General features: G+C 65.1%; 19 protein-coding genes. 13 read left to right on the forward strand and 6 right to left on the reverse strand.

Annotated features, from left to right (window positions below; genetic code table 11):
- Positions 1–40: 40 nt before the first annotated feature.
- The 3 genes from LT974_RS14495 to LT974_RS14505 all read right to left on the reverse strand — a co-directional run bounded on the left by LT974_RS14495 (position 41) and on the right by LT974_RS14505 (position 1,484).
- Entirely contained in the window at positions 41–274 is a 234-nt protein-coding gene (locus LT974_RS14495) for a hypothetical protein (protein WP_232588334.1), read from the reverse strand.
- 116 nt (positions 275–390) lie between these two features.
- A complete protein-coding gene (locus LT974_RS14500) occupies positions 391–867 on the reverse strand; it encodes a hypothetical protein (RefSeq protein ID WP_232588335.1) in 477 nt (158 codons plus the stop codon).
- Complete coding sequence (locus LT974_RS14505) at positions 867–1,484, reverse strand: DUF7344 domain-containing protein (protein WP_232588336.1); 618 nt, start codon at positions 1,482–1,484, stop codon at positions 867–869. Before LT974_RS14505 ends, LT974_RS14500 begins: the two co-directional genes overlap by 1 nt.
- Before the next feature lie 351 nt (positions 1,485–1,835).
- On the opposite strand from LT974_RS14505, the gene LT974_RS14510 reads away from it, so the two are divergent.
- From LT974_RS14510 to LT974_RS14535, 6 genes are read left to right on the forward strand one after another with little or no spacing between them, the layout of a single operon-like run.
- Positions 1,836–2,582 carry a hypothetical protein gene (locus LT974_RS14510; RefSeq protein ID WP_232588337.1) on the forward strand — a complete coding sequence of 249 codons (747 nt, stop codon included), beginning with the start codon at positions 1,836–1,838 and terminating at the stop codon, positions 2,580–2,582.
- Positions 2,583–2,596: 14 nt separating this feature from the next.
- Positions 2,597–3,181, forward strand: coding sequence for a hypothetical protein (locus LT974_RS14515; RefSeq protein WP_232588338.1), 585 nt, complete (start codon positions 2,597–2,599; stop codon positions 3,179–3,181).
- A gap of 59 nt (positions 3,182–3,240) precedes the next feature.
- The gene (locus tag LT974_RS14520; protein WP_232588339.1) at positions 3,241–4,680 is read left to right on the forward strand and encodes a DUF1102 domain-containing protein; all 1,440 of its coding nucleotides are present in this window, start codon (positions 3,241–3,243) and stop codon (positions 4,678–4,680) included.
- 58 nt (positions 4,681–4,738) lie between these two features.
- Positions 4,739–5,617, forward strand: a complete 879-nt coding sequence (locus LT974_RS14525) for a hypothetical protein (RefSeq protein ID WP_232588340.1) — start codon at positions 4,739–4,741, stop codon at positions 5,615–5,617.
- Between the two features lie 25 nt (positions 5,618–5,642).
- Complete coding sequence (locus tag LT974_RS14530; RefSeq protein ID WP_232588341.1) at positions 5,643–6,809, forward strand: signal peptidase I; 1,167 nt, start codon at positions 5,643–5,645, stop codon at positions 6,807–6,809.
- 57 nt (positions 6,810–6,866) lie between these two features.
- A complete protein-coding gene (locus LT974_RS14535; protein WP_232588342.1) occupies positions 6,867–8,078 on the forward strand; it encodes a DUF5305 family protein in 1,212 nt (403 codons plus the stop codon).
- A gap of 33 nt (positions 8,079–8,111) precedes the next feature.
- Here the strand turns inward: LT974_RS14535 and LT974_RS14540 are convergent, their stop codons facing one another.
- From LT974_RS14540 to LT974_RS14550, 3 genes are all read right to left on the reverse strand, one after another.
- Positions 8,112–13,724: a DNA-directed DNA polymerase II large subunit gene (locus LT974_RS14540; protein ID WP_232588343.1), complete on the reverse strand. Its 5,613-nt coding sequence runs from the start codon at positions 13,722–13,724 to the stop codon at positions 8,112–8,114.
- Positions 13,724–14,143, reverse strand: coding sequence for a PPC domain-containing DNA-binding protein (locus LT974_RS14545; protein WP_232588344.1), 420 nt, complete (start codon positions 14,141–14,143; stop codon positions 13,724–13,726). The genes LT974_RS14540 and LT974_RS14545 overlap by 1 nt, the downstream gene beginning before the upstream one ends.
- Before the next feature lie 86 nt (positions 14,144–14,229).
- Positions 14,230–14,397 (reverse strand): DUF7556 family protein, encoded by a 168-nt coding sequence (locus LT974_RS14550; RefSeq protein ID WP_230888236.1) that lies wholly within the window; start codon positions 14,395–14,397, stop codon positions 14,230–14,232.
- A gap of 181 nt (positions 14,398–14,578) precedes the next feature.
- Between LT974_RS14550 and LT974_RS14555 the strand changes: the two genes are divergently transcribed.
- From LT974_RS14555 to LT974_RS14585, 7 genes are all read left to right on the forward strand, one after another.
- Positions 14,579–16,420 carry an ABC transporter substrate-binding protein gene (locus LT974_RS14555; RefSeq protein WP_232588345.1) on the forward strand — a complete coding sequence of 614 codons (1,842 nt, stop codon included), beginning with the start codon at positions 14,579–14,581 and terminating at the stop codon, positions 16,418–16,420.
- Between the two features lie 157 nt (positions 16,421–16,577).
- Entirely contained in the window at positions 16,578–17,594 is a 1,017-nt protein-coding gene (locus LT974_RS14560) for an ABC transporter permease (RefSeq protein ID WP_232588346.1), read from the forward strand.
- 3 nt (positions 17,595–17,597) lie between these two features.
- Complete coding sequence (locus tag LT974_RS14565) at positions 17,598–19,082, forward strand: ABC transporter permease (RefSeq protein ID WP_232588347.1); 1,485 nt, start codon at positions 17,598–17,600, stop codon at positions 19,080–19,082.
- Positions 19,082–20,167 (forward strand): ABC transporter ATP-binding protein, encoded by a 1,086-nt coding sequence (locus LT974_RS14570; protein WP_232588348.1) that lies wholly within the window; start codon positions 19,082–19,084, stop codon positions 20,165–20,167. The genes LT974_RS14565 and LT974_RS14570 overlap by 1 nt, the downstream gene beginning before the upstream one ends.
- Positions 20,164–21,510, forward strand: coding sequence for an ABC transporter ATP-binding protein (locus tag LT974_RS14575; protein WP_232588349.1), 1,347 nt, complete (start codon positions 20,164–20,166; stop codon positions 21,508–21,510). Before LT974_RS14570 ends, LT974_RS14575 begins: the two co-directional genes overlap by 4 nt.
- 3 nt (positions 21,511–21,513) lie before the next feature.
- Positions 21,514–21,951 carry a DUF7555 family protein gene (locus LT974_RS14580; RefSeq protein WP_232588350.1) on the forward strand — a complete coding sequence of 146 codons (438 nt, stop codon included), beginning with the start codon at positions 21,514–21,516 and terminating at the stop codon, positions 21,949–21,951.
- 60 nt (positions 21,952–22,011) lie between these two features.
- On the forward strand, positions 22,012–22,611 hold the full coding sequence (locus LT974_RS14585; RefSeq protein WP_232588351.1) for a DUF7529 family protein: 600 nt from the start codon (positions 22,012–22,014) through the stop codon (positions 22,609–22,611).
- Positions 22,612–22,615: the final 4 nt, after the last annotated feature.

Genomic DNA, 22,615 nt, shown 5'->3' on the forward strand with positions numbered 1-22,615 from the left:
GCGGGGCCACGGTGCCGCGCCGTCGCGCACCACGGCAGCGCTACGACAGCTCCGTGAGCAGTTCCGTGAACAGGCCGCCCGGGGAGTCGATTTCTTCGACGCGCTGTTCGACGGTGTCGCCTTTCACGCCCGTGACGTTCGACATCGACACGACGGTGTCGCGTTCGTCCTCGCGCACGGCCCACGCGACGTTGCCGATGATGCGCACTTCCTCGCAGTCAAGGCGGTACTCGTCGCCCGCAATCGGCACGTCCAGGAAAACGGTCGCGGTCATGGTCCAGCGGCGCTTCGTCGTGAACCACCAAGACCGTCGTGGCCGATTGTGGGTGGCGCGTCACCGCGCCGTCAGTCACAGCGTTCGATAGAGAACCGAACAGGCCATCTAATCCGTCACGACGCCCCCTGTCCGGGGTTACAGTTGTTCGGGCGTGATTCGTTGACGTCGGCGGTTACGGTCGCATCGAATCCGTCACCGACAATTTCGACCGTTATCTCGGTTGCGTTGAAGTCGAGGTTGTACGTTTTTCGCGCTCCGGGACCGATATGGCTGCTCGGCTCTTCCTGTGCATCTCCCGCTGCCTCGGTGATGCGTTCGACGGTTATGTCCCTCGAGTATCGATTCCTCACCGAGACGTACACCTCAGTGTTCCCAACACCCTGACCGCTGCTGGCGTTCGCACTACTCGACGCTCCGTTACTATTCTGGGGAGCACACGCAGTGACTCCGACGTACGCGTCCTCGCTGTCCACGACGTTCACGGAGACACCGCGCTCGGCGCTGACGCTCGTGAACCCGAGTGTCCCGGTAGCGAGCATGCTCACCGCAGCGAGCGCGAGCGCGATGCTGACGACTCGTGGAACGTTCATCAGCCCCGAAGTTCCGGTGGTTCGTCGGTTGCTCCGATGCGTTGCCCCCGTGCATAGTACGTGTGCGCGACTGCAGAGACCGCGAACATCGCAGTGACGGCAATCCCCCACGCGACGTCCGGCAGCACCGCGAACGGCCACGCGCCAGTCCAGACCGCCGCCATCAGGGCCGCTGCCACCCCCGAGAGGCCGAGATAATAGACGCTCCACGGAATCTCGTTGCCCTGCACGACGTCCATGTAGACCTCGATGTCGTCGAGGGAGTCCGTGGGCTCGACAGTCCCACGGTTCTTGTCGAAGTTGACGACGCCGACGTCGTCCATCTTCGGCAGGTGTGACTGCTGGAGCGCGGTGTAGACACGCTTGCGCTCCTCGTAGGACACCTGATCGACGTCGACGCCGTACTCCCATGCGGCGACCTGCTCGGCGACGTCTCCAATTTCGGCAGTGCTATCCGCTGCTTTCAGCGCGTGTGCAGCATACCGCCGCCGCCGGTTCGAGAGTACGTCGAACAGTTCGTCCTCCGTCGGCGGCTCAGTTGACACCTCGTCGCCCGGTTCCCCCTCCCCTGTATCGGCGGGCTTCCCCTGCCCCCGATGTTGTGACGCCGATGACACGACAAGCAATCCTTCTCTACTACGCGCCCATAAGTGTTGGCTATAATTAACGTATCAATATCTGACGATAACAACCGCGAAGATGCTCGTTCCGCGGTTTCTAGGCGTTCACTCCCCAAATTTCAGATATTAATTCGAGAATAGTTCCGTGATGCGAACCGGTTTTCGGCCGCTCAGGTGTGCCTTGACGGTCACTCAGGCAGGGGTTGTCGGTGGACAGCAGCTTCTCAGGTGCGGTCAGACGGTCGGCCGACGAACGACAGACCGAGGCTGAACTCGCTCAATCGTGTCAATACTACCTACCATAGGGGTGATGGGGGAAGTGAGCGCTCTGGTGGACCGCGGTGGTCCATGGGAGTGCACAGCGAGGTAACTCCAACAATGCAACGTCGCAAATTCATCGCCGGACTCGGATCGCTCGCTGCCGCCGGGGCAGCTGGAATCGGTACGGGCGCGTTCACGACTGTGCAGGCGAACCGGAGCGTTAGTGTCTCCGTAGCTGACGACACTGATGCGCTGCTGGCTCTGACTCCGGATCCGGACGATGATAATACGAATGAGTCGGAGAATGCGGACTACCTGAGCTGGAACAACGGTCAAGTCAGCATCAATATTGATGATGCTGCTGGCACCACCGGGTCAGGTGTCAACGCCAACGCGACGACGCAGATTAATGACCTGTTCAAGGTCGTGAACCAAGGAACCCAAGCTGCTGTCGTCTACGTGGATCCAGACAGTATCAGTGACAGCAATTATACTTTCGATAATTCGGGTACTGGTATTATGATCGATCCGCAGGCTTCCAACCGGCCGAACGGGGAATACACCAACACCAGTGGGTTGGCCGCAGGTGTTGAGGATGATCAGATTTCCCTGACAGGTGGAGACTCCGGCCCCACTTGGGATGGGGTAGGGAGCAACAATAATGACTCACTCGAAGAATACGTCCTCGGGCCGGGCGAATCGTTCGATTTCGGTCTGTACGTCAAGACAGACGATTCAGTCGACGATACTTCGAGTATTAGCGAGACAATCGAGATCGTCGCTGATGCAACCCGTGTTCCGAGCAGCTACACGGGAGACGGAAGCAGTAGTTAAAGCCGGTAAAGATAATGAAACGGCGCACCCTCGTGGCCGGCCTTGGTAGCCTCACGGCGAGTAGCGTACTCGCTGTGGGAGCGGGTGCGTTCACGAGCGTCAGCGCGACACGCCGTGTCACAGTCCAGACGAGCGGGGACAACGACGCTCTGCTCGGACTTAAACAGCTCGGCGACGGGACCAGGACGGTTTACGGGAGAAGCGTCGAAGGTGGATCTCCGGAACAGGTCGCATTCAGCTTTCCTGGGACCGGAGAGCTCGCATCCGGCTCGGATCTGGGACTCGGGACCGATTCGGTGTACGAGTTCGATCGAGACGCTGGAGAGTCAGATGATTCCCATCCGACCGAGGGTCTACTCCGAATAATAAACCAAGGCACACAGCCGGTCATGGTGCACTCGGAACACAACACCGAATCCGCACTCGAAATCGAGCTGTACGACGTGACCGACGCCGACGAGACCGCACTCCGTGACAACCACCCAGTCCTCGACAGCGGCAGCTACGTCGACGTCGGATTTCGAATCCGAACCCACGGCGCCAGTCCCGGTGAGTTCGACGAGACGCTAACTATTGTCGCCGACCATCCCGACGAATAACCCACCCCGGCTGATCGGCGGTTCGACTCCGCCGGTGGGTTTCTGACGATGCGAGACAGATGAAACGCACCCTCGCACTCGCTGCGGCGCTCGCGCTCGCGGGAACACTCGCGTTCCCGTCGGTAGCCGCGCCGCTGTTCTCCGGGCCGACCGACGCCCTCGATAACGACGTTGAGCTCGCGCCGAGCAGTGACTACGCGTACCTCGACGACGGCGAGCTCGTCGTCGACCTGTCGGCGGCGAACCCCGACGCGGAGGGCGTGAACGACGACGCCGTGACGAGCATCGATGACGTGTTTCGGGTGAGGTACAATGGCTCGCAGTACGCGCACGTATGGCTCACTCACGAGTCCGATGCGGTGACGTTCTACGCGAACGGCGAGCCCGTACAGTCCGAGGCAGCGAACGTGACGCTCGCACCGAACGAGACAGCCGCGGTTGGGATGCGTGTGGACACGACCGGTGAGACCGCGGACGGGCTCATCGATGAAATTACAATTCACGCGCGGGCGGCCGAGCCCGAGGACGTCGCCGGCAGCGAGAGTGGAGACACAGATACAAACTCGGTCTCGTCCAGCGGGTCGACAGTACAGACGTGGGCGCCCGACGCGACTTCGCGGCGGTTCGTCGCGCTCGATGTGAGTGCGGGGGAGACGACGACCTTCAACGCATCCAGACTCGCCCTGGACGGTACGGACGGCGAACTCACGCTCGACGAAGCCGACGTCGCGACCACGGGCGAGTCGCTGTCGCTGGACGTCGACGCGACCGGGACCGAGAACTCGCGCTCTCGAGTAGCCGAGCGAGGCGCGGAGGCACTCGGCGCGGTCAGCGTGGCGGACCGGCTGGACAGCGCGGGGCGCGCGACGTTGCGGTTCAGCGTCCCCGAGGGGTACTTCGAGGCGCGCGGTATCGCGCCCGAGCACCTCGCTGTCTACCGCGACGACGGCGGCACACTCTCGAAACTCTCCGTGACGATGACCGGCGAGCGCGGCGGTCGCGTGCGGTTCGAGACCGAGACACCTGGATTCTCGACGTTCGTGGTGGCCGCAGACCGTGCACGCCTCCGAGTCACCGACGCGACGCTCGAACGTGCGAGCGCTGCACCCGGAGAGGCCGTCGCGGTGACGGCGAACATCTCGAACGAGGGCAGCATCACGGGTGAGCGGACCGTCACGGTGTCCGTCGACGGGAGCGTCGTCGCGGAGCGTACGGTCGAGGTCGAAGCCAGCGAAACCGCGACCGTGACGGCGCAAGTCGCGCACGACGAGACCGGCGAGCACGCGGTCACCGTGGACGGCGTCGACGCCGGGACCCTCGTCGTGCAGGCCGACGATACGGGTAACGCGACCACAGAACAGTCCCCGGCCGAGAACGCAGCCGACGAGCCTGTGCGGGAGGCGGCCGGATTCGGGCTGACTGACTTGCTCGGACTGGGAGCGGTCCTCGCGATCGTCGCGGCGTCGCTCGTGCTCGCACGGAGGACACCGTGGCGATGACGGGAACGACACCGGTGCGGCGGGTAGTCTTTTGCCAACCACGCGAGCAGTTCGACGTATGAATCGGGGATACGGCCCGCAGTCGTTCCGGGCGGCTCTCCGTGACGCCGTCAGGCTACGGGACTGTCTCGCGCTGTCGGTCGTCCCCGCCGTCGTCCTCGGCGTCTTCACGCTCCCCGAAGCGACTCGCGAGTCGCTGGCGTTCGCGTACCGCGACCCGACGCTGGTGACAGCATACGCGGCCCACTTCGTCCACTTCGAGGTGGAACATCTTGTGGCGAACCTGCTCGGGTATGCGCTGCTCGCGGGTTTCGGGTACGTGCTCGCGGTGCTGGCGGACTGCCGGCGACTGTTTGGCGTCGCCGCCGTGACGTACGTGCTGGCGTTCCCCGCCGTGTTATCTGGACTGAACCTCGCGGTGCCGCGGAACGCAATCGGATACGGGCTTTCGGGCGTGAACATGGCGTTCGCGGGACTACTTGGCGTGGTACTCGTGGCGTACGTCGGCCGGCAACTCGACGCGAGGGTTCGCGTCCGGTACGCACCCGGCGTGTTCTTCGTGGCCGTTACCGTCGTCTCGCTAGTCGCACTTCCGGCCAGGCGTGCGTCGGTCGCGCTCGCAGCGCTGAGCGCAGTCGTCGCTGCCGGGTACGCAATCGCCGTGTGGCGGGCGTGGAGTGCGTCACCTGGGCCAGTCTCGCAGGAGTGCAGCACTCGACCCGGATGGTTCGACGTTGGCGTGCTCGGTGCCGTGGCGTTCCTCGGCTACCCGTTCGTCGGATTCCCAGCGCCAACACCCACCGACGGCAGCGTGGTGAACGTCTACGTGCACTTGCTCGGGTTCTGCCTCGGATTCATCGTCCCGTACGTCGCGCTCGCGGCGGGCGCGTTCGACGCGGGCGGAGAAGCAGTGGAACGAACGTCCGAGGGTTTTTGACGGATTGACACGTTCGACCGAGTGAATGTCCGTCCGCCGCGCACTCACGCTCGGCGCTGAAGCCCTCGTCGTCCTCGTCGTCGTCGCTCTGCTCGTCGGCCAACTGCTCGGCACGCCCGTCCTGCTGGGGTACGTCGAAACTGGGAGCATGGAACCGACGATGGAGCCAGGGGACGGCTTCGTCGCGATACCGACGGCCATCGACAGCGACGTCGAGGAGGGTGACGTCATCGTCTTCCGCGCAGAGGAGCTCCAGGGCGGCGGCCTCACCACGCACCGCGTCGTCGGCGAGACCGACCGCGGGTACATCACCAGAGGTGACGCGAACCCGTTCACCGATCAGGACGGCGGCGAACCGCCCGTGAAGGACGCACAGGTCGTCGCGAAAGCGCTCCAGGTCGGCGGCACGGTGGTCGTCGTTCCGAACCTCGGCACGCTCGTCACCGGACTCCAGGGCGCGTTCGCCGACGTTCAGCGCCAACTCGCGACAGCGACCGGGACGCGCGCGCTGCTCGGCACGCAAGGCATCGCCTACCTCCTCCTAGGGCTGTCGGCGCTGCTGTACGTTTTCGACCTGTTCTTCGCAACGAGCGGTCCCGACCGGAGCCGCGACCGAGACCGTGACCGCGACCAGGGGATCTCGCCGGGACTCGTCGTCGCCGCCCTCGCTGCAGTGCTCGTAATCGCCGCGACCGCCGCGATGGTGGTGCCTGCGGGTACGCAGGAGTTCGGCATCGTGAGCGCGGAGTTCGCCTCCGAGAACCCCACAGTTATCGAGCAGGGTGAGTCCGCGAAGCTGCCGTACAGCGTTCCGAACGCCGGCCTCGTTCCGGTCGTCGCGTACGTCCAGCCGGCCAGCGAGGGCGTCTCGGTGACGCCCGAGCGCGTCCACGTCGACGGTCGCGGCGAAGCAGCCGTCGACGTCACGCTGTCCGCGCCCGAGGAGACGGGGTACTATCGGCGGTTCGTCACCGAGCACCGCTACCTCGCGGTGCTCCCGACTTCGATGATTGAGTCACTGCACGGCGTCCACCCGTGGCTCCCGATTCTCGTCATCGACGCCGCGCTCGCGGGCGGCATGGCGGTGCTCGGGCTGGTCGTGCTCGGTGGACGTCGCGTTCGCGTGCGGAAGCGGGAGTCGCGCCACGACCGGTCGCTGTGGCAGCGCGCGCTCCGGTATCTGACACGGTGACGGGGATACGGTTGGTTTATCGACAAGTCTATACAACCGCGTTACACAGGGGGAGCCATGGGGGAGGGGACACGTTGGCTCAGGGTTCGGGCAGTCGTATCGGCGTGGGTTCCCGTACTAGTCGCGGTACTGGCGGTGTTCGCACTCGCGGGCGGGTGGGCAGCGTATACGGCTCACGCCGCGCCCGGAACCACCACGGAGCAGTCCGAGCAGGCGCACTGGACCGTTACGGGTGAGTTCCAGCACTCCGCGGACGTCACCCGCGAGAACCCGATTTTCGACGTGGGAACGACGCTCTCGAACCGCTCGACGTACTTCACGGGCGCGTCGCCCGTGCTCGACGGACGGTACGTCGCAACGTACACCGGCATCGACGCCGCGGCCGCGTCTATCGACCTCGACGCCGCGCTCGTTATGCGGTCGGTTGGTGAGGACACCGTTTACTGGACCGACCGAACATCGCTGGACGAGGCAAGCGTAGACGACGTACAGGCCGGTGAATCGACCAACATCGCCTTCGCGCTGAACGCCACTCGGATCGCGAACCGGCAGTCAGCGATTCAGGAGTCGCTCGGACAGACACCCGGCGACATTGAGGCGTTCGTCGCAGTCCGCACGGCCGTCAACGGAACCGCAGACGGGCGGCCTGCCTCGCTGTCGCTCACGCATCGTCTCCCCATCTCGGTCGACGGCGACGCGTACACCGTCGGCCCCGCGGAAACCGGCAGCGAAACCGTGACAACGACCGAGACGGTGACCGTCACCAACGAGTACGGCTTGCTGTGGACGGTCGGCGGCCCGCTACTCCTCCTCGGTGGCGTCAGCGGGCTCGCGATACTCGGCGTCGGGCGACGCCGGGACGCGTTCGCGCTGTCGGAGAATGAGCGCGACCTGCTCGCGTTCCGCGACGAGCGCGCGGAGTTCGACGAGTGGGTCGTGCGGGCCCGGCTTCCCGACTCCGTCCACGACCGACAGCGGGCAGAGGCGGCGTCGCTCGCGGACGTCGTGGACTTCGCTATCGACTCGGACACTGGCGTCGTCGAGGACACCGAAACCGGGACGTTCTACGCTATCTCCGAGCAACTGCTCGTCGCGTACGAACCACCCGCACTGGCTCGCAGCGCCGACACGGATGGCGACACGAGAGCCGGATTACTCGACGGTGTCTACGAACAACTCGATAGTATCGAAGACGAAACCGACAGCGAAACAGGCGAGAGCGAAGCGACCGACGGCGACCACGAGGAGACCCCGCGACCGCAGGACTAAGCGCGGACGGTGGCGGTTGCGTCCCCGAGTGGATTACATGAAGTCCGCGATGCCTGACTGCTTGTTCTTGTCATTCTCGAAAATCGACTCGAGACTCGCCTCCAGGACTTCCAGGCGCTGTTTCGTGTACTCGCGGCAGTCGTACTCCTCGGCGACCGTGATTGCCGTGTCCATGTACTTGTTTACGGAGCCCTCGTGGACGGTCAGATTCACGCGCCCGCCACACTCCCGGCAGTCGCCCGTCAGCGGCATCCGGCGGTACTTCTCCCCGCAGTCCAGACACCGCGTCTCCTGGCGGCTGAACGCGCGCAGGTTCCCGATGAGGTCCGGGAGGAAGTGGTACTCGATGACGCGCTCGGCGACGTCCGTCTCGTCGACCGCCCGGAGTTTGCGCGCCAATTCGAGCTGGGCGTCCATCTTGTCCATCATCGACCCGAGCGTCTTGTACGCCGACAGGCTCGGCCCGAGGTGGATGTCCGACGTGTCGTGGGTGTGCTCGAAGCCCGCGTACTCCGTGTCGGTGCCGAGGCTCTCCTCCGCAATCTCCACGAGGTCCTCGACCTCACCAGGGTCGGCCATCTCGCGGGTCGCCTCGTAGAACTCCCGCGGGTACTGGCTGACGACGTCCATGTTGTGCGCCTCGTCGTCGATTTCAGTGGGGTCGATGCGCGAGGACATCACCAGCGGCGCGTCCATGGAATTGTGAGCGTACAGCCAGTTCGCGGTGAAAACAGGGTCGCCCCCGACCTGGAGGTCGTAGAGATACCCGTCGTAGTCGACGGAGCCAATATCTTTGACGCGCAGATACGAAAGGTCCCCGTCCACAAGCGGGCGTAGTTCCTCAAGCGCGGCCTCGGCCTGCGACGGCAACTCCTGTTCGTCGAGCGTATCGACGATCTCGGTGAGTTTCTCCAACGAGATGTTGTCGCGACGCTTCAGGTACTTCGGAATCGTCTGTTTCACGCCCGCAATATCCATCTCGCGGAGTTCCATCAGCGTAGACGGAATCGAAACGACGAGACTCTTGGGGAGATATGGATCGTCTCCGTCGAGAAGTCGGTGAAGCGGATTATCGTTCGCGCCGCCGGAGACCGTTACGGTGTGGATGTCTTGTCTGTTGCCGTCACGGTTCGTTTTTGTTGAAACGTTCGCGACGAGTCCGAGACGGTGTAAGAGGAACATGATTCCGTCTTTCACGTCGTCGCTGGTCGTGTGGAAGCTAACTGTCGTCACGTTGTCGTTGGAGCTGTCGCTTCCGTCACCAGCAATAAAGCCTCGCAGGAAGTCGAGCACTACCGACCGCGGCGCGTGGAGGATACACTCTGGAACAACCTTCTCGCTCGAATCATACGAATCAGCGTTCTCGAAGCCGAGCGAGTAGAGTACCTCCCTGAACACGGCGGGGAACCGTAGTTCGTAGGCACGATTCGACCAGCGTCGTCCCGGTTCGGTCCCGAGTTTATCCGTAGCGATGTCGGCCGCACGGTCGATGAGATCTTCGTCGGCGTTGTGGATGCAGGGGTTGACGCTTGAGGTAGTTCCCTCAGCGACGAACAAGCCTAGGAGCCAGGCGAAGTCCTCGTCAACCTCGATTGTTCGCGTAATGCCGAGTGAGGAGCCTTCAAGTCCGATCTCGATGTCAGTCGGTACGTCAAGTTCACTGTGGGCGAGAATCTGCTGGAACCGCTCAAATCCGATTTTCGACTTACTGAGTCGGTATGCGAGTCCCGCGTCGAACGCTTCATGTGTCTCGCTCCCTCGGTCGGTTGTCTCCCAGGCCGTCCGTAAGAGTTCCTCAACATCATCGTCGATGACAACGTACGGGTCATCGACACAGTCGGTGACATCCAGGGTCGTTTCCCGGGTGTCGACATCGAGGTCGCGTGGGGCAACAACCAAATCACCGGCTTCGAGGTCCGCACCGGCAACTTCCTCGATACCATCATCGTACCGGAAGAGGCTGTGGTGTTCCGTTATCTCCAGCGACCGACCGAACTGCGTCTCCACGCGAACGAGTTGCTCGTCGTCATCCGCCCGGTAGCGAATCGCTTTCTCGATTGGTTCCAGTGATGCCTCGTGGTTGTCGTCGAACGCGTACGTCTGCCAACCCTCAGCGTAACAGGTCCGTTTGCGGAACTTCCCGTCCGTTTCAATCGGCGATTCAAGCTCACTCCAGAACTCCTCGAAGGTTAGGAACCGAACGTCGCCGTCCGGGTCGACAGCGACGAGCCGAGAATCCTCGGCGACACTCCCACCGCGCTGGTCCGGCAGGTACGACTTCGAGAAGTTGATGAGGCCGTCCATCAGGAGCATCACGCAATCTTCGTCACCATCACACTGCTTTGCCGCAATACCGTTCGCGAACAGCGAATGCGTATCGGCGACCGTGAGACAGTACGTGTGTGCAGTATCTGACTGAACGTATTCTATCTCTGAGATGTCGTCGAGGACCGTCGAGCCGCCGTCCGTCGCCGCGGCCACTTCTGGCTCGGGATGCGAGTCTGCACGCGTGCTCAACAGTAGCGACTCGTCACCGTCGAGATCACATGCTTCGGCGGAATCAACGCCGTCGCCGGTCCAGTACTGGACTTCGTGGTCCGGCGTAACGGTAAGTTCACGACCAGATTCGGCCTCGATACGAACCATGTGGTCGGGTGCGGGATGCTTCGAGACGGCCTCAACCGGCTTCTGTACGACGTCACCGTCCTCAGTCACGGACGGCACAAACACGTCACCGTCGAGCTCCTGGACGAGCGTCCCGAAGTCGTCCTCATCCGCTGTTTCGGGGTCGAGACGATTCTCGACGAGTGTCTTGATTGGGTCGTGGTGCCACTCGCCGGCTTCGTCCTCGAACCACACCTTCGTCTCCGGGTGGAAGCAGTTCCGACGCTTCGCGGCGTGAAAGTACGGATGCGCGTAGCCAACCGACGCTGACGTGAAGCCGATAACTCTGCCGACGACGGCGGCAGAGGTGTGGGGCGCCATCCCGAAGACGAGTTCGCCGACGAGGTCGTCGCGTTCCTCCAATTCGTAGAAGGCGTCGAGGCCGTAGTACTGGGTGAGGAGGTCGTCGACGAAGTCCGCGGTCTGGAGCATGTGCTCGGCAGCCCCATCGGAGAGTACGATGTCCTGCACGCGGAGTTCGACCAGTTGGTCGTCGTGCTCGAGGGGGTCGCCGTGGATGTCCTCCTCGTAGCCGAGTTCGCGGAAGTGTTCGACGGTGACGTCGAGTTCGCTGGGTTTGACCGACGTGACGGGGAGGTCGGTCATATCGTAGCGGACGGTGCCGTCCTTGAACGCGGAGACGTCGTGTTTCGCGCGGAGAACGCCCTTCTCCATGGGTTCGGGGACTTTCTCCGCGGACATCAGTCCCTGGACGCCCTTGAGCTGGTCGAAGGCGTTCTCGCGCTCGCCGACCGCCTGAAGCGCGTTACGGTACTCTGCGCCGACGTCGACGGTCTGGACTTCGACGTTGTCGAGTTCGCGCTCGCAGCGCGGACACTCGACGCGGCCGGACTCGTCGGGGTCGGCGCTAATGTTGCAGTCCGGGCACTCGTAGTGGGGGTCGGTCCACTCGCCGCAGTCCTCGCAGCGCGGCTCGAACGTGTGGTCGCCACAGTCCGGGCACTCGCGGACGCCCAGTTGCACGTCGAGTTCGCCGGGCGTGTCGCTCATGTCGGGAGCGTGCCGGGCGGCCTGGCTGACGTCGCGCTGGCTGCCGCCGGCTTCGCCGATGGGGAAGAGGGTGTGGACCGCGGGGGAGAGGTCGCGGGATTCGGACTTCTCCGGGCGGCCCATACGGTTCCCGATGCGCGTGGGCGCGCGTTCGCGGACCTCGAACGGGGCGACTTCGTTGACGGCGGCGAGCGCGTTCGGCCACTCGCGGGCGTCCGCGGAGAGGTCGTCCCATTCCCGGGCCAAATCGTCGGTGAGGCCCAAGGAGCGCGCGAACGGCCGCCAGTCCGGAATCCGAATCTCGTCGTCGTCCTGCGTGTGCTCGACGAGCAGCGCTTCCAGCGGCTCGCGGACCGCGTCCTCGTTGGGGACGACGAGGTCGCCGTCCTCCTGCTCGGCGTCCGTGACGGCGTCGGCGAGTACCTCGAAGTCGGCGACCTCGACGTCGTGCCAGAGGTGCGTGTACTTCGGGTGGAGGGGCGCGTCGTAGTCGGTCGCCCACTCCAGCGCCTGGTCGGCGTCGGGGGCTTCGAGGTCCACGTACGGCGAATCTCGGAGTGCCTGAATGTCCGCACCCGCTGCCTCGAAGTCCTGAATCCACCACTCCGGGGCGTAGGAGGCGGGCGCGAGCTCGTGGTTGTTCTCGACGAACTCGCCGTAGTTCACGAGGTACTCGCCGACGTCCAAGATTTCGACGACGCCGTTCCGAACTTCGAGGGCTTCCTCGGGGTCGTCGATGCGGCGGACGTCGCCGTTCGCGAGCTTGACGGTCGGCCCCTCGATGGAGTCGACGGGCACGATGCCCGCCGCCTTCCCCGGGCGCTCGGTCTTGATTTGGGTGCCGGTCGCGAGGAAGTCGTCCACGAGGTGCATCGTCGCGGGGTGGATGCCCGCCGTCGCGAACCCGTGGTTGCGCGAGCGCCCGTAGCGCAGGCGGAAGCCCCCCTCGTTGGAGGGGTGGCCGAAGACCGGGCGGCCCGCGATGAGGTCGCGGAGGAACTTGTTCGACGGGTCGACGCGGGGCGGGCCGTCGGGCTCCTCGCTGGCGTCGTCGGCGTCGGCGGCCTCCGCTTCGCTCGCGGCTTCGCCGCTCGCGTCCTCCGAGGCCTCCCCCTGGTCGGCCTCGCTCTCCCCGATGGTGCCGTCGATGAGATCCTGCAGCCACGGCCACTCGACCTCGTCCAGATTTCGGGTGTAGCGCTGAATCTTGGGGGCTTTCAGCGCGATCCCTTCTGCGAGCACGAGGCACATCCCGCCGCGCGCGGAGTTCGTCGCGATGCGTTCGAGGTCGCGGAAGCCGTCGACTTCCTCGTCGCCGGTCGCCTCCCCGTCGAGCATGACGGGGCAGTGCTCGGTGATGAACTTCGTCTCCTTGTCCTTCGGCGAGTACTGGAGGCCCGTCTCGGAGTCGTAGAGGGCGACCTCCTCGGCGTAGCGCTCGATTTCGTCGTCGCGGGGTTTGAAGCGGTCGATGTCCAGCAGCGCGCGGGCGTAGTCCGCGACCAGCACGGACAGCGCCTGCGCGGTCCCGCCCGCGGACCGGATGGGGCCGGCGTAGTAGACGGCGACGTACTCGGTGCCGTCGTCGTTGGCGTTGACCTCGACGCGGTCGATGCCCTCGATGGGGGCCGCGACTACGCCCTCCGTGAGGAGTGCGACCGCGGTGCGGACCGCGCCCTCGACTTTGCCGGCTTTCGTCTCGTAGTCGCCGACGCGCCCCTCGACGAAGTCCTCGACGAGTTCGAGCGCGGCCTCCTCGCGGCTCATCTCGCCTTCGAGGTCGCGCACGCGCTCGGCGACGCCGTCGATGCCGAGGATGTTCTCGACGCGGTCGGCCATGTCCTTCGCGACCGGAATCTCGACCTCGGGCTCGGGGTCCTCGCCGCGGCGCTTCGCGCGCTCGGCGACGTCGAAGGCCTCGTCGAGGCCGGCTTCCAGGGTCGCGAAGTAGGCCTCGTCCTCGGGCCGCATTACAGCCAGAGGTCGAGGTCGGTAGCGTCGTCGTGCTCGCGGACCAGCTCGGTGTCGAGCTCGCGGACGTACAGCTCGCCGGCGAACACGGTCGCGCGGTCGAGGTGCCCGGCCAGCGCCTGCCCGGACCGCCGCGAGAGGGTTACGTGCGTGTGCGCGAAGGGTTCCCCGTCGAGGTCAGCGACGTTCCCGACGCAGGCTGCGACCTCCAGTGGTTCCTCGAAGCGCGCGGCCTGATACTCGAAGTCGTCCTGGTCGTAGTACCAGAGTTCGGCGTCCTGGACCGCGCCCATACCGACGAACCACGCGGCGTCGATGCCCTCGTCGGCCGCCAGCGACTCGATTTCCTCGCGCCAGTCGGCACCGTGGTCGAGTCGCGCAACGAACTCGCGGCCGCCGGTGACTTCGCGGACGTTCATGGATGCACCCAACGGGCGCGCCAGCAAAAGTCCTACCGTCTGGGTGCCGCGGCACTACGAGAAGTCAGAACGCCGTCGCAGCCGGCCTATCGCCAGGCCGAGAGCGCGGTCGCGTGGTCCGCTGTTACCGACATCCACGCCTCGTCGCAGGAAATGTCCGCGATGACGAGTCGGGACTCGGGGCCCTCGTCGTCGAGGGAGGCCATCACGTCGGTGCCGGACGGGTTCGCCGGCTGCGCGGCGTCAGTCGCCATGACGTATGATACAACGTGACACCCACTACTTAAGCCCGTCGGAGTGACAGGAGTGGCCGAAGTATGATTCTGTCGGCCACGCCCGCATCGGGTTGTACGTACGTTGCACGTTCCGGTTTTAGGATGGGTACATCCACAGAAGCGGTAATTTTATCCCTATAGATTAGTAATCTGGGTTTGGATGACAGACACTGACAACCTCTCCCGTCGGCGGTTCCTGCAAGGAACCGGCGCCGCTGCGACCGCAGCCGCCCTGGCCGGATGTACCGATGGCGACGGCGACAGCGACGGCACGACCGAAGAACCGAGCGGAACCACGAGCGCGCCGAGCGACGAGAACCGTTATCGCGGCCGGCAGATCGGGACGGCGGACTCGATGGACCCCGTCTACGCGACGGACGTAGTGTCCGGGACACACATTCAGGAAATCTTCGACGGCCTGACCAACTACGTCAACGGCACGGTCAACGTCGAAACCCTCCTCGCGACGGACTACACCGTCTCCGACGATGGGACAACCATCACCTTCCAGCTCAAGGAAGGCGCGACGTACAACAACGGCACGGAGGTCACCGCCTCCGACGTCGTCTACTCGTGGGAGCGCCTCGCGGCCTCCGAGAACTCCAACCGCGCGGGCTTCATCCTCGACTTCCTCGGTGTCGTCTACGAGACCGAGACCGACAGCGAGGGCAACGAGCAGTACGTCCCCGGCAGCATGGACGTCGAAGCGACCGGCGACTACGAGCTCACGGTCACGCTCTCGGAGCCGTTCTACGCGGCCCTGGAGCTCATCGCGTACTCCTCGTTCTTCCTCGTGCCGGAGGGCATCGTCGGCGACATCGAGGGGTACGAGGGCGAGGTCGAGTACAGCGAGTTCGCGTCGACCAACCCGGTCGGTGCGGGCCCGTACGAGCTCACCGAGTGGAGCGAGGCCACCAGCATCACCCTCGACGCCCGTGACGACTACCACGGCGAGGAGATTCTGAACGAGGGCCTCGACTACTCCGTGTTCACGGAAGCGAACGCCGCGTACACGTACGCGACGTCGAACGTCAACGCCGACAGCCCGTACATCCCGTCGGCGCGGTACGACCCCGAGCTGCGGAACTTCGAGGGGACGGACGACCGCGGCCGCCAGTACGGTACCTACGGCCCGTTCGACCCCAACGACATGACCGCCCAGTACTACGAGGTCGCCACCCTCTCCACGAACTACTACGCCTTCGACACCGAGAACGTGGAGAAGCCGGTGCGGCAGGCGGTCGCGCACGCGATGGACCAGCAGGCCATCAACCAGGACATCATCAACACGCCCAGCAAGCCGGGCTACTTCTTCACGCCGCCGGCGATGTTCCCGGGCGGCGCACAGCGCTACAACGAGCTCCAGTCCGAGTACCCGTACGGGGCCTCGGCGCAAATCGACCAGGCGCGCCAGGTCATGGAGGACGCCGGCTACGGGCCGGACAACCAGTACGAACTCACCTTCGACATGCCGTCCAGCACGGCGTCGTCGTGGGGGGAGAACGCGTACAGCCTCCTGCGTGACAAGCTCCAGCAGGCACACATCTCGCTGGAACTCCGGACGGGCGACTGGAGTACGTTCCTCAACCGCGGCCGCAACGGCAACTTCGGCCTCTACTTGCTCGGCTGGGTCGCCGACTACCCCGGCGCGGACAACTTCCTCGCGCTCATCAACCCGCCGAACACGTTCTTCCAGCAGGGCGGGTCGTCGTACATGCGCTGGTCGACGGACACCGGCGACGCTGCCGACGAGGCGAAGGAAGCGTGGCAGACCGTCCAAAACAACCTCGGCCTCTCCGAGGAGGCTGCCTCGGCCCGCGAAGAGGCCTATCTCGAACTCGAACGCGCGAACTGGGAGGACGCCGTCCTGCTGCCGTTCCTGCACGGCATCGAGCAGAGCTACAGCTACGAGTGGATCGACTCACCGCGCTTCGGCGCGATGGGGCCGTCCCGCAAGAAGAGCCACCGCACCGAAATCGGCGACCGCAGCGAGTACCAGTAGCGACTCCGGCAATCCCCTCGCCCTCCATTCGGCAATCCACATTTTCGTACGGCAGAGCCGGTAACTCCGACACATGGAGTGGCCAAAGCGCAAGACCTAAACACGCAAATTCGTATAGAAAGATGCGAACGAGTCACACAACTCGTCGATTACGCCCATGAGCCGGTGGACATACTTCGCGAAGCGCCTCGTGCTCGCTATCCCCGTGATACTCTTCGGGACGTCGCTGACGTTCCTCATCATCTACGCGGGTCCGATCGACCCCGCGACGGCCATTCTCGGACAGAAAGCGACGCCAGAGCGCATCCAACAGATACACGAATCGCTCGGCTTGAACCAACCGCTATGGGAGCAGTACGTGGACTTCATCGTCAACATGTTCACGTTCAACCTCGGCGACTCGTGGGTCGTGCAACCGAACACGCCCGCCTACGAAGTCATCGCGAACTTCGCGCCCCGCACCATCCTGATGGGCGCGTGGGCCGTGCTGTTGCCGCTGTTCATCGGCATCCCGTTGGGGTTCTACGCCGGCCTCAACCCGAATACGCTCGGTGATTACTCCGCCTCCTTCGGCGGGATCGTCTGGCGCGCGATGCCGAACTTCTGGCTCGCGGTGATGTTGATGATGATTCTCTCTAACTCCGAGAAGTTCCTCCTCGGCTTCGACTGGCAGAGTTTCATCGTCTCCACGAACGTCGCCGGCGCGCCGGACATGAACAATATCTGGAACTTCGGAAACTTCCTGCAGGCCTCGAAGCTCGTCCTCCCCGCCTCGCTCGTCCTCGGGTCGGCGTCGATGGGCAACGAGATGCGCATCGGGCGGACCGCATTCCTCGAAGTGAAAAACTCCAACTACGTCGAGATGGCGCGGGCGAAGGGGCTGCCCGGCCGCACCATCGTCTGGAAGCACATCTTCCGGAACGCGCTCATCCCGCTGATTCCCGTCATCACCGCGGAAGCCGGCGTCCTCGTCGGCGGCTCCGTGCTCGTGGAGACGGTGTTCGGCATCAACGGCATCGGCTGGCTGTTCTTCAACGCCGTCACGAACGGCGACCTGCCGTTGTCGGGCGCGTTGATGTTCCTGTTCATCCTGTTGCTCGTGGGCTTGAACATTCTCCAGGACTTCCTGTACACGGTCGTCGACCCCCGTGTCGGGTTCGAGAGCGAGGGCTAACACATGCAAAGCGAAACCGAACAGGTAGACTCCACGCTCGTACAGCGAATCAGACAGAACCCGACGCCCGCCGTGCGCTGGGCCGCGGTGATGGCCGCCCTCGTCCTCGCCGAACTCGGCGCGCTCGCCGGAGTCGTCATGGCGGTTCCGTGGGACGTTCCAGTCAACGCCATCGCCAGCACCGTTCCCGTGCTCGGCGACATCTTCGCGTCGATAGCGTCCGTGTTCGCGGCCGCCGGCGACGCCGTCGCGAACCTACCGACGCTGCTCAGCCGCGAGTGGATTCCCAACCAGGGCTACTTCGTGCCCGGTGAGGGGTGGCAGAACACCTTCATGGGCCTCGAACCGAAGCACGCGTGGCTGCTCCGCGTCGGCCTCGTCTACGCGTACGCGTTCGCGTTCCTCTACTGGATGTGGCGGGGTTACCTCGTGTTCCGCCGCCACTACCGGTACGCCGACTGGACGCCCGCCGACGACATCGTCGACCGCTTCCGCGGGCACACGTGGGGCCAGTTCGGCCTCGTGCTGGTCGTCGTCTTCCTCGTGATGGCGGCGTTCGCGCCGACGGTCAGCCCGGTGACCCAGGAGAAGAACATCATGCAGCCGTACGGCCACGAGGTCACGTACTTCGACAGCGACAGCGGCAGCGTCGAGACGGTGACCGTCGGCGCCGCGAACCTCAACTCCCAGTCCGCGGGCACGCAGGGCAACGTCGGCCCGTGGACGTACGACTCCTACGACCGATTCCACCCGGCCGGCACGCTACCCTCCGGAAAAGACCTCTTCACGTTCCTCGCGTACGGCGCCCGTATCTCCCTGTTCATCGGTATCGTCGCCTCCGGCATCGCGGGCGGCATCGCCCTCGGGCTCGCACTGTTGACGTCCTACTACAAGGGACTCGCGGACATGACGGCGGTCGTGATGAGCGACGCGTTCTCCGCGATGCCGCGGCTGCTCGTGCTCATCATGCTCATCTACGTCCTCCAGGACCACTGGATAATGGACGTCTACAGCGGGGCGTTCCTGCTCGCCCTCCTGTTCGGCATATGGGGGTGGATGGGGCTGTGGCGCTCCATACGTGGGCCGTCGCTGCAGATCGTCGAGAACGAGTGGATTACGGCTGCCGAGGGCTTCGGCGAGAAGCCGCGGCGCATCGTCACGAAACACGTCGCGCCGTACGTGTTCAGCTACCTGCTCATCTACCTCTCGATGTCCCTGGGCGGGTACATCATCAGCGCCGCGGGGCTGGCCTACCTCGGGCTCGGCGTGACCGCGCCGACCCCCGAGTGGGGCCGCGCCATCTCGGTCGGACAGAGCCTCATCCAGACGCAGTCCTGGCACGTCTCCGTCCTGCCGGGGGTCGCCATCACGCTGCTCGTGCTCGGGTTCAACGCGTTCGGCGACGGCGTGCGCGACGCCCTCGACCCGAAGGCCGGCGGCGAAGGCGACGCGGCCGGCGAGGCCGCGGCCGCAGGGGGTGGTGCGTGATGAGCTCCCAGCAGTACGCCGACGAGGACCGCGGCGACCAGGAATCGCTGCTGCAGGTCGAAGACCTGCAGACGGCCTTTTTCACCGACAAGGAGACGATTCGCGCCGTCGACGGCGTGAGCTTCGACATCAGCCGCGGCGAATCCGTCGGCGTCGTCGGCGAATCCGGCTCGGGGAAGTCCGTGACCGCCCGCTCCATCATGGGGCTGGTCGACAGCCCCGGCCGCGTCGTCGGCGGCTCGATCAAGTACAAGGGCGAGGAGCTGACGGATAACTCCGAGAAGGAGTGGCGGAACGTCCGCGGCGGCGAAATCGCGATGGTGTTTCAGGACCCGTTGACGTCGCTGAACCCCGTCTACACCGTCGGCAACCAGATCAAGGAATCGCTGCGACTCCACCAGGGGCTGCGCGGCCGGGAGGCCACCGAGGAAGCCATTACCCTCCTCGAAGACGTCGGCATCCCGGACGCGCCGCGGCGGGTCGACGAGTACCCACACAAGTTCTCGGGAGGGATGCGCCAGCGGGCCGTCATCGCGGTGGCGCTGGCCTGCGACCCCGACCTGCTCATCTGCGACGAGCCGACGACGGCGCTGGACGTGACCATCCAGGCCCAGATTCTGGACCTGCTCGAAGACCTCAAAGTCGAGCACGACCTCGGCATCATGTTCATCACGCACGACCTCGGCGTCATCGCCGAGATTACCGACCGCGTGAACGTGATGTACGCCGGGGAGATGGTCGAGTCCGCGCCCGTCGAGGAGCTGTTCGACAACCCGAAGCACCCGTACACGGAGGGGATGCTGGAGAGCATTCCGGGCCGCAACGAGCGCGGGGAACCCCTCCGCACCATCGAGGGCGAGGTGCCGACGCCGAACGAGCCGGCGACGTACTGCCGGTTCGCGCCGCGGTGCCCGAAGGCCTTCGACGATTGCGAGCAGGTCCACCCGGTGCAGGTGGACGTCGCGGACGGTGCCGAGGAGCACCGCGCGGCGTGTCTGCTCTACCCCGAGGACGTCTCGCAGAACGAGGCGGTGCAACTCCACCGGTCGCGTGACGACGACACCGAACGAGAGGTGAACGAATGACGGCGCTCTACCAGCAGGAACGAGAGGCGGAGATGGCGGCGAAGACCGGCGAGACGCTCGTCGACGTTCGCGACCTCCGGACGTACTACGGCGGCAACGGCATGTTCGCCGAGAACCCCGTGAAGGCCGTCGACGGCGTGAGCTTCGAAATCGAGCGCGGGGAGACCCTCGGGCTGGTCGGCGAGTCCGGCTGCGGGAAGTCGACGCTGGGCCGGACGCTGATGCAACTGGAGACCGCCACGAGCGGCGAGGTCCGCTACGACGGCACCGACATCACGACGCTGTCGGGCACGGACCTCAAGGAGTGGCGGCAGAACGTTCAGATGGTCTTCCAGGACCCGGACTCCAGCCTCAACGACCGGATGACGGTCGGCGAAATCATCATGGAGCCGCTGAACGTCCACAACTGGCGGACGCCGAAGGAGCGCCGCCAGCGCGTCCGCGAACTCCTGGAGACGGTGGGGCTCAGCGAGGAGCACTACTTCCGGTACCCGTTCCAGTTCTCCGGCGGGCAGCGCCAGCGCATCGGCATCGCCCGCGCGCTCGCGCTCGAACCCGACTTCCTCGTGCTGGACGAACCGGTTTCGGCGCTGGACGTCTCCGTGCAGGCGAAGATTCTGAACCTCCTGAACGACCTCCAGGCGGAGTTCGGACTCACGTACCTCATCATCGCCCACGACCTCTCGGTCGTCGAGCACATCTGCGACCGGGTCGCGGTGATGTACCTCGGGAACATCATGGAGCTCGGGCCGACCGAGAACCTCTTCGAGGCCCCCGCGAACCCGTACACGAACGCGTTGCTGTCGGCGATTCCGGAGGCCGACCCGTCGGCGAACAAAGATCGCATGACGCTGCGCGGGACGCCGCCGAGCCCGCGGGACCCCCCGGAAGGCTGCGTGTTCAGTACGCGCTGCCCGATGAAGATTCGGCCCGAGGCGTACACCGACCTCGACGACGAGGTGTGGGAGGGCGTGGAGGTGTTCCGGGAGATCGTCCGCGAGCGCGCCGGCATCACGAAGTCCACGACCGACCGCGTGAAGGAGCTGTTGGGGATGGACGCCGGCGGCCCCGACATCGAGGAGGTCGTCGACGACGTGTTCGGCGACCTCGACGTGCCCAGCGAGGTCAGCCAGCACGTCGACACGGCCGTCGAGTACGTGAACCACGACGACGTGGCCAGCGCCCGCGAACACCTCCGCGAGGAGTTCGGGAGCGTCTGCGAGCGGGAGGTGCCGGAGAACCACGTGGTCGACGACACCGGGCGGTTCAGCCACTGTCACCGCCACCGCAGTGAGTACGAGGAGCCCGGGGAGTTCCTCGAATCACACGGGTACAGCCGATAATTGATGGCTGGTGCCACGTCCGGCGTGCCGGACGCGCCGACCGATCGCCTCGGCCAACTGCTGGACGCGGTGGCGTACGCAGTCTGGTTGACCGCCGCGTTCGCGGTCGTGTCGGGGGTGCTGGCGCTGCTCGTGGGCGGGCAGGTGGCACCGGGCGTGAAGTACGGGCTGTTCGTGTTCGGCTGGCTGGCGTTCGGCTACGGGACGTTCAAACTGTTGCCGTCACGGCCGTGGAAGGACGACGACGAGCGCGGCCCCTTCGAGACGGCTGCGGGCGAGGACACTCAGTTCCAGGCGCTCGTCCAGCGACTGCCGCCAGCGCGGTTCCGCCCGGTTCCCGTCGTCCACCGCCTCCCGACCGGCGTCCGGGTGTTCCTCGCGTCGCTGGTGATGTTGGGAACGTCGCTCGCACTCGAACAACTGTTCGGAATCGGGCCGTAGCGTCGCTGTAACGCCGTCTGTCGCGGAACTTTCTTACGTGTGAGAACACAACCCGCACCCATGCCGAAGAAGCCCCTCCGCGACGACGACCTCCCCGAGGAGCAAGCGGAGCGACAGGACCGACAGGAGCGTCTGGAGAGCCTGGAGGCGAACGCCGACGAGTACAAGCAGTCCTGGACGGCGACCCTCGAAGACATGCACGCGCTCGCCGAGCAGCGCGAAGCCGAGGGATGGGACGTCCTCGAACTGATTGCGGGCGACACCGCGCCGATGGGGCGGGACACGAACGACGAGGAGGGTGAGTTCGGGCTCTCGTACGTCGTCGGCGCGGAGGACGCCGAGGCGTTCCGCGAGGTCTTCGAGGCCGGCGAATTCCCCGTCTACGACGTCTACCGGCAGACCCAGATGGGCCACGTCTTCCTCGTGACCGAACTCCGGGACCCCGACACGGAGCAGGTCGTCTTCGTCGCGGGGGCGTACGTCCAACGCGACGAGCAGATGTGCGCGTACACCGCCCGCGAGGAGGGCGAGATGTACACGCACGTCCGCAAGCTCGACGGGACGGAACTGGGCGTGTTCCGCCACGAGGGCTACGAGAAGTTCTTCCCGCACGCCGACCGGATGCCCGACCTCGCCGAGGGCTGGACGAGCGACGCGTAGACGG

The organism is Halobacterium noricense (genome assembly GCF_021233435.1).
GTDB lineage: Archaea > Halobacteriota > Halobacteria > Halobacteriales > Halobacteriaceae > Halobacterium > Halobacterium noricense.

Bases quoted from the DNA above. Each gene is read 5' to 3' on its own strand.
- LT974_RS14520 (WP_232588339.1), top strand. From the start codon at position 3,241: ATGAAACGCACCCTCGCACTCGCTGCGGCGCTCGCGCTCGCGGGAACA.
- LT974_RS14555 (WP_232588345.1), top strand. From the start codon at position 14,579: ATGACAGACACTGACAACCTCTCCCGTCGGCGGTTCCTGCAAGGAACC.
- LT974_RS14545 (WP_232588344.1), bottom strand. From the start codon at position 14,143: ATGAACGTCCGCGAAGTCACCGGCGGCCGCGAGTTCGTTGCGCGACTC.
- LT974_RS14500 (WP_232588335.1), bottom strand. From the start codon at position 867: ATGAACGTTCCACGAGTCGTCAGCATCGCGCTCGCGCTCGCTGCGGTG.
- LT974_RS14570 (WP_232588348.1), top strand. From the start codon at position 19,082: ATGAGCTCCCAGCAGTACGCCGACGAGGACCGCGGCGACCAGGAATCG.
- LT974_RS14530 (WP_232588341.1), top strand. From the start codon at position 5,643: ATGTCCGTCCGCCGCGCACTCACGCTCGGCGCTGAAGCCCTCGTCGTC.
- LT974_RS14560 (WP_232588346.1), top strand. From the start codon at position 16,578: ATGAGCCGGTGGACATACTTCGCGAAGCGCCTCGTGCTCGCTATCCCC.
- LT974_RS14495 (WP_232588334.1), bottom strand. From the start codon at position 274: ATGACCGCGACCGTTTTCCTGGACGTGCCGATTGCGGGCGACGAGTAC.
- LT974_RS14550 (WP_230888236.1), bottom strand. From the start codon at position 14,397: ATGGCGACTGACGCCGCGCAGCCGGCGAACCCGTCCGGCACCGACGTG.
- LT974_RS14540 (WP_232588343.1), bottom strand. From the start codon at position 13,724: ATGCGGCCCGAGGACGAGGCCTACTTCGCGACCCTGGAAGCCGGCCTC.
- LT974_RS14580 (WP_232588350.1), top strand. From the start codon at position 21,514: ATGGCTGGTGCCACGTCCGGCGTGCCGGACGCGCCGACCGATCGCCTC.
- LT974_RS14575 (WP_232588349.1), top strand. From the start codon at position 20,164: ATGACGGCGCTCTACCAGCAGGAACGAGAGGCGGAGATGGCGGCGAAG.
- LT974_RS14565 (WP_232588347.1), top strand. From the start codon at position 17,598: ATGCAAAGCGAAACCGAACAGGTAGACTCCACGCTCGTACAGCGAATC.
- LT974_RS14535 (WP_232588342.1), top strand. From the start codon at position 6,867: ATGGGGGAGGGGACACGTTGGCTCAGGGTTCGGGCAGTCGTATCGGCG.
- LT974_RS14525 (WP_232588340.1), top strand. From the start codon at position 4,739: ATGAATCGGGGATACGGCCCGCAGTCGTTCCGGGCGGCTCTCCGTGAC.
- LT974_RS14585 (WP_232588351.1), top strand. From the start codon at position 22,012: ATGCCGAAGAAGCCCCTCCGCGACGACGACCTCCCCGAGGAGCAAGCG.
- LT974_RS14510 (WP_232588337.1), top strand. From the start codon at position 1,836: ATGGGAGTGCACAGCGAGGTAACTCCAACAATGCAACGTCGCAAATTC.
- LT974_RS14515 (WP_232588338.1), top strand. From the start codon at position 2,597: ATGAAACGGCGCACCCTCGTGGCCGGCCTTGGTAGCCTCACGGCGAGT.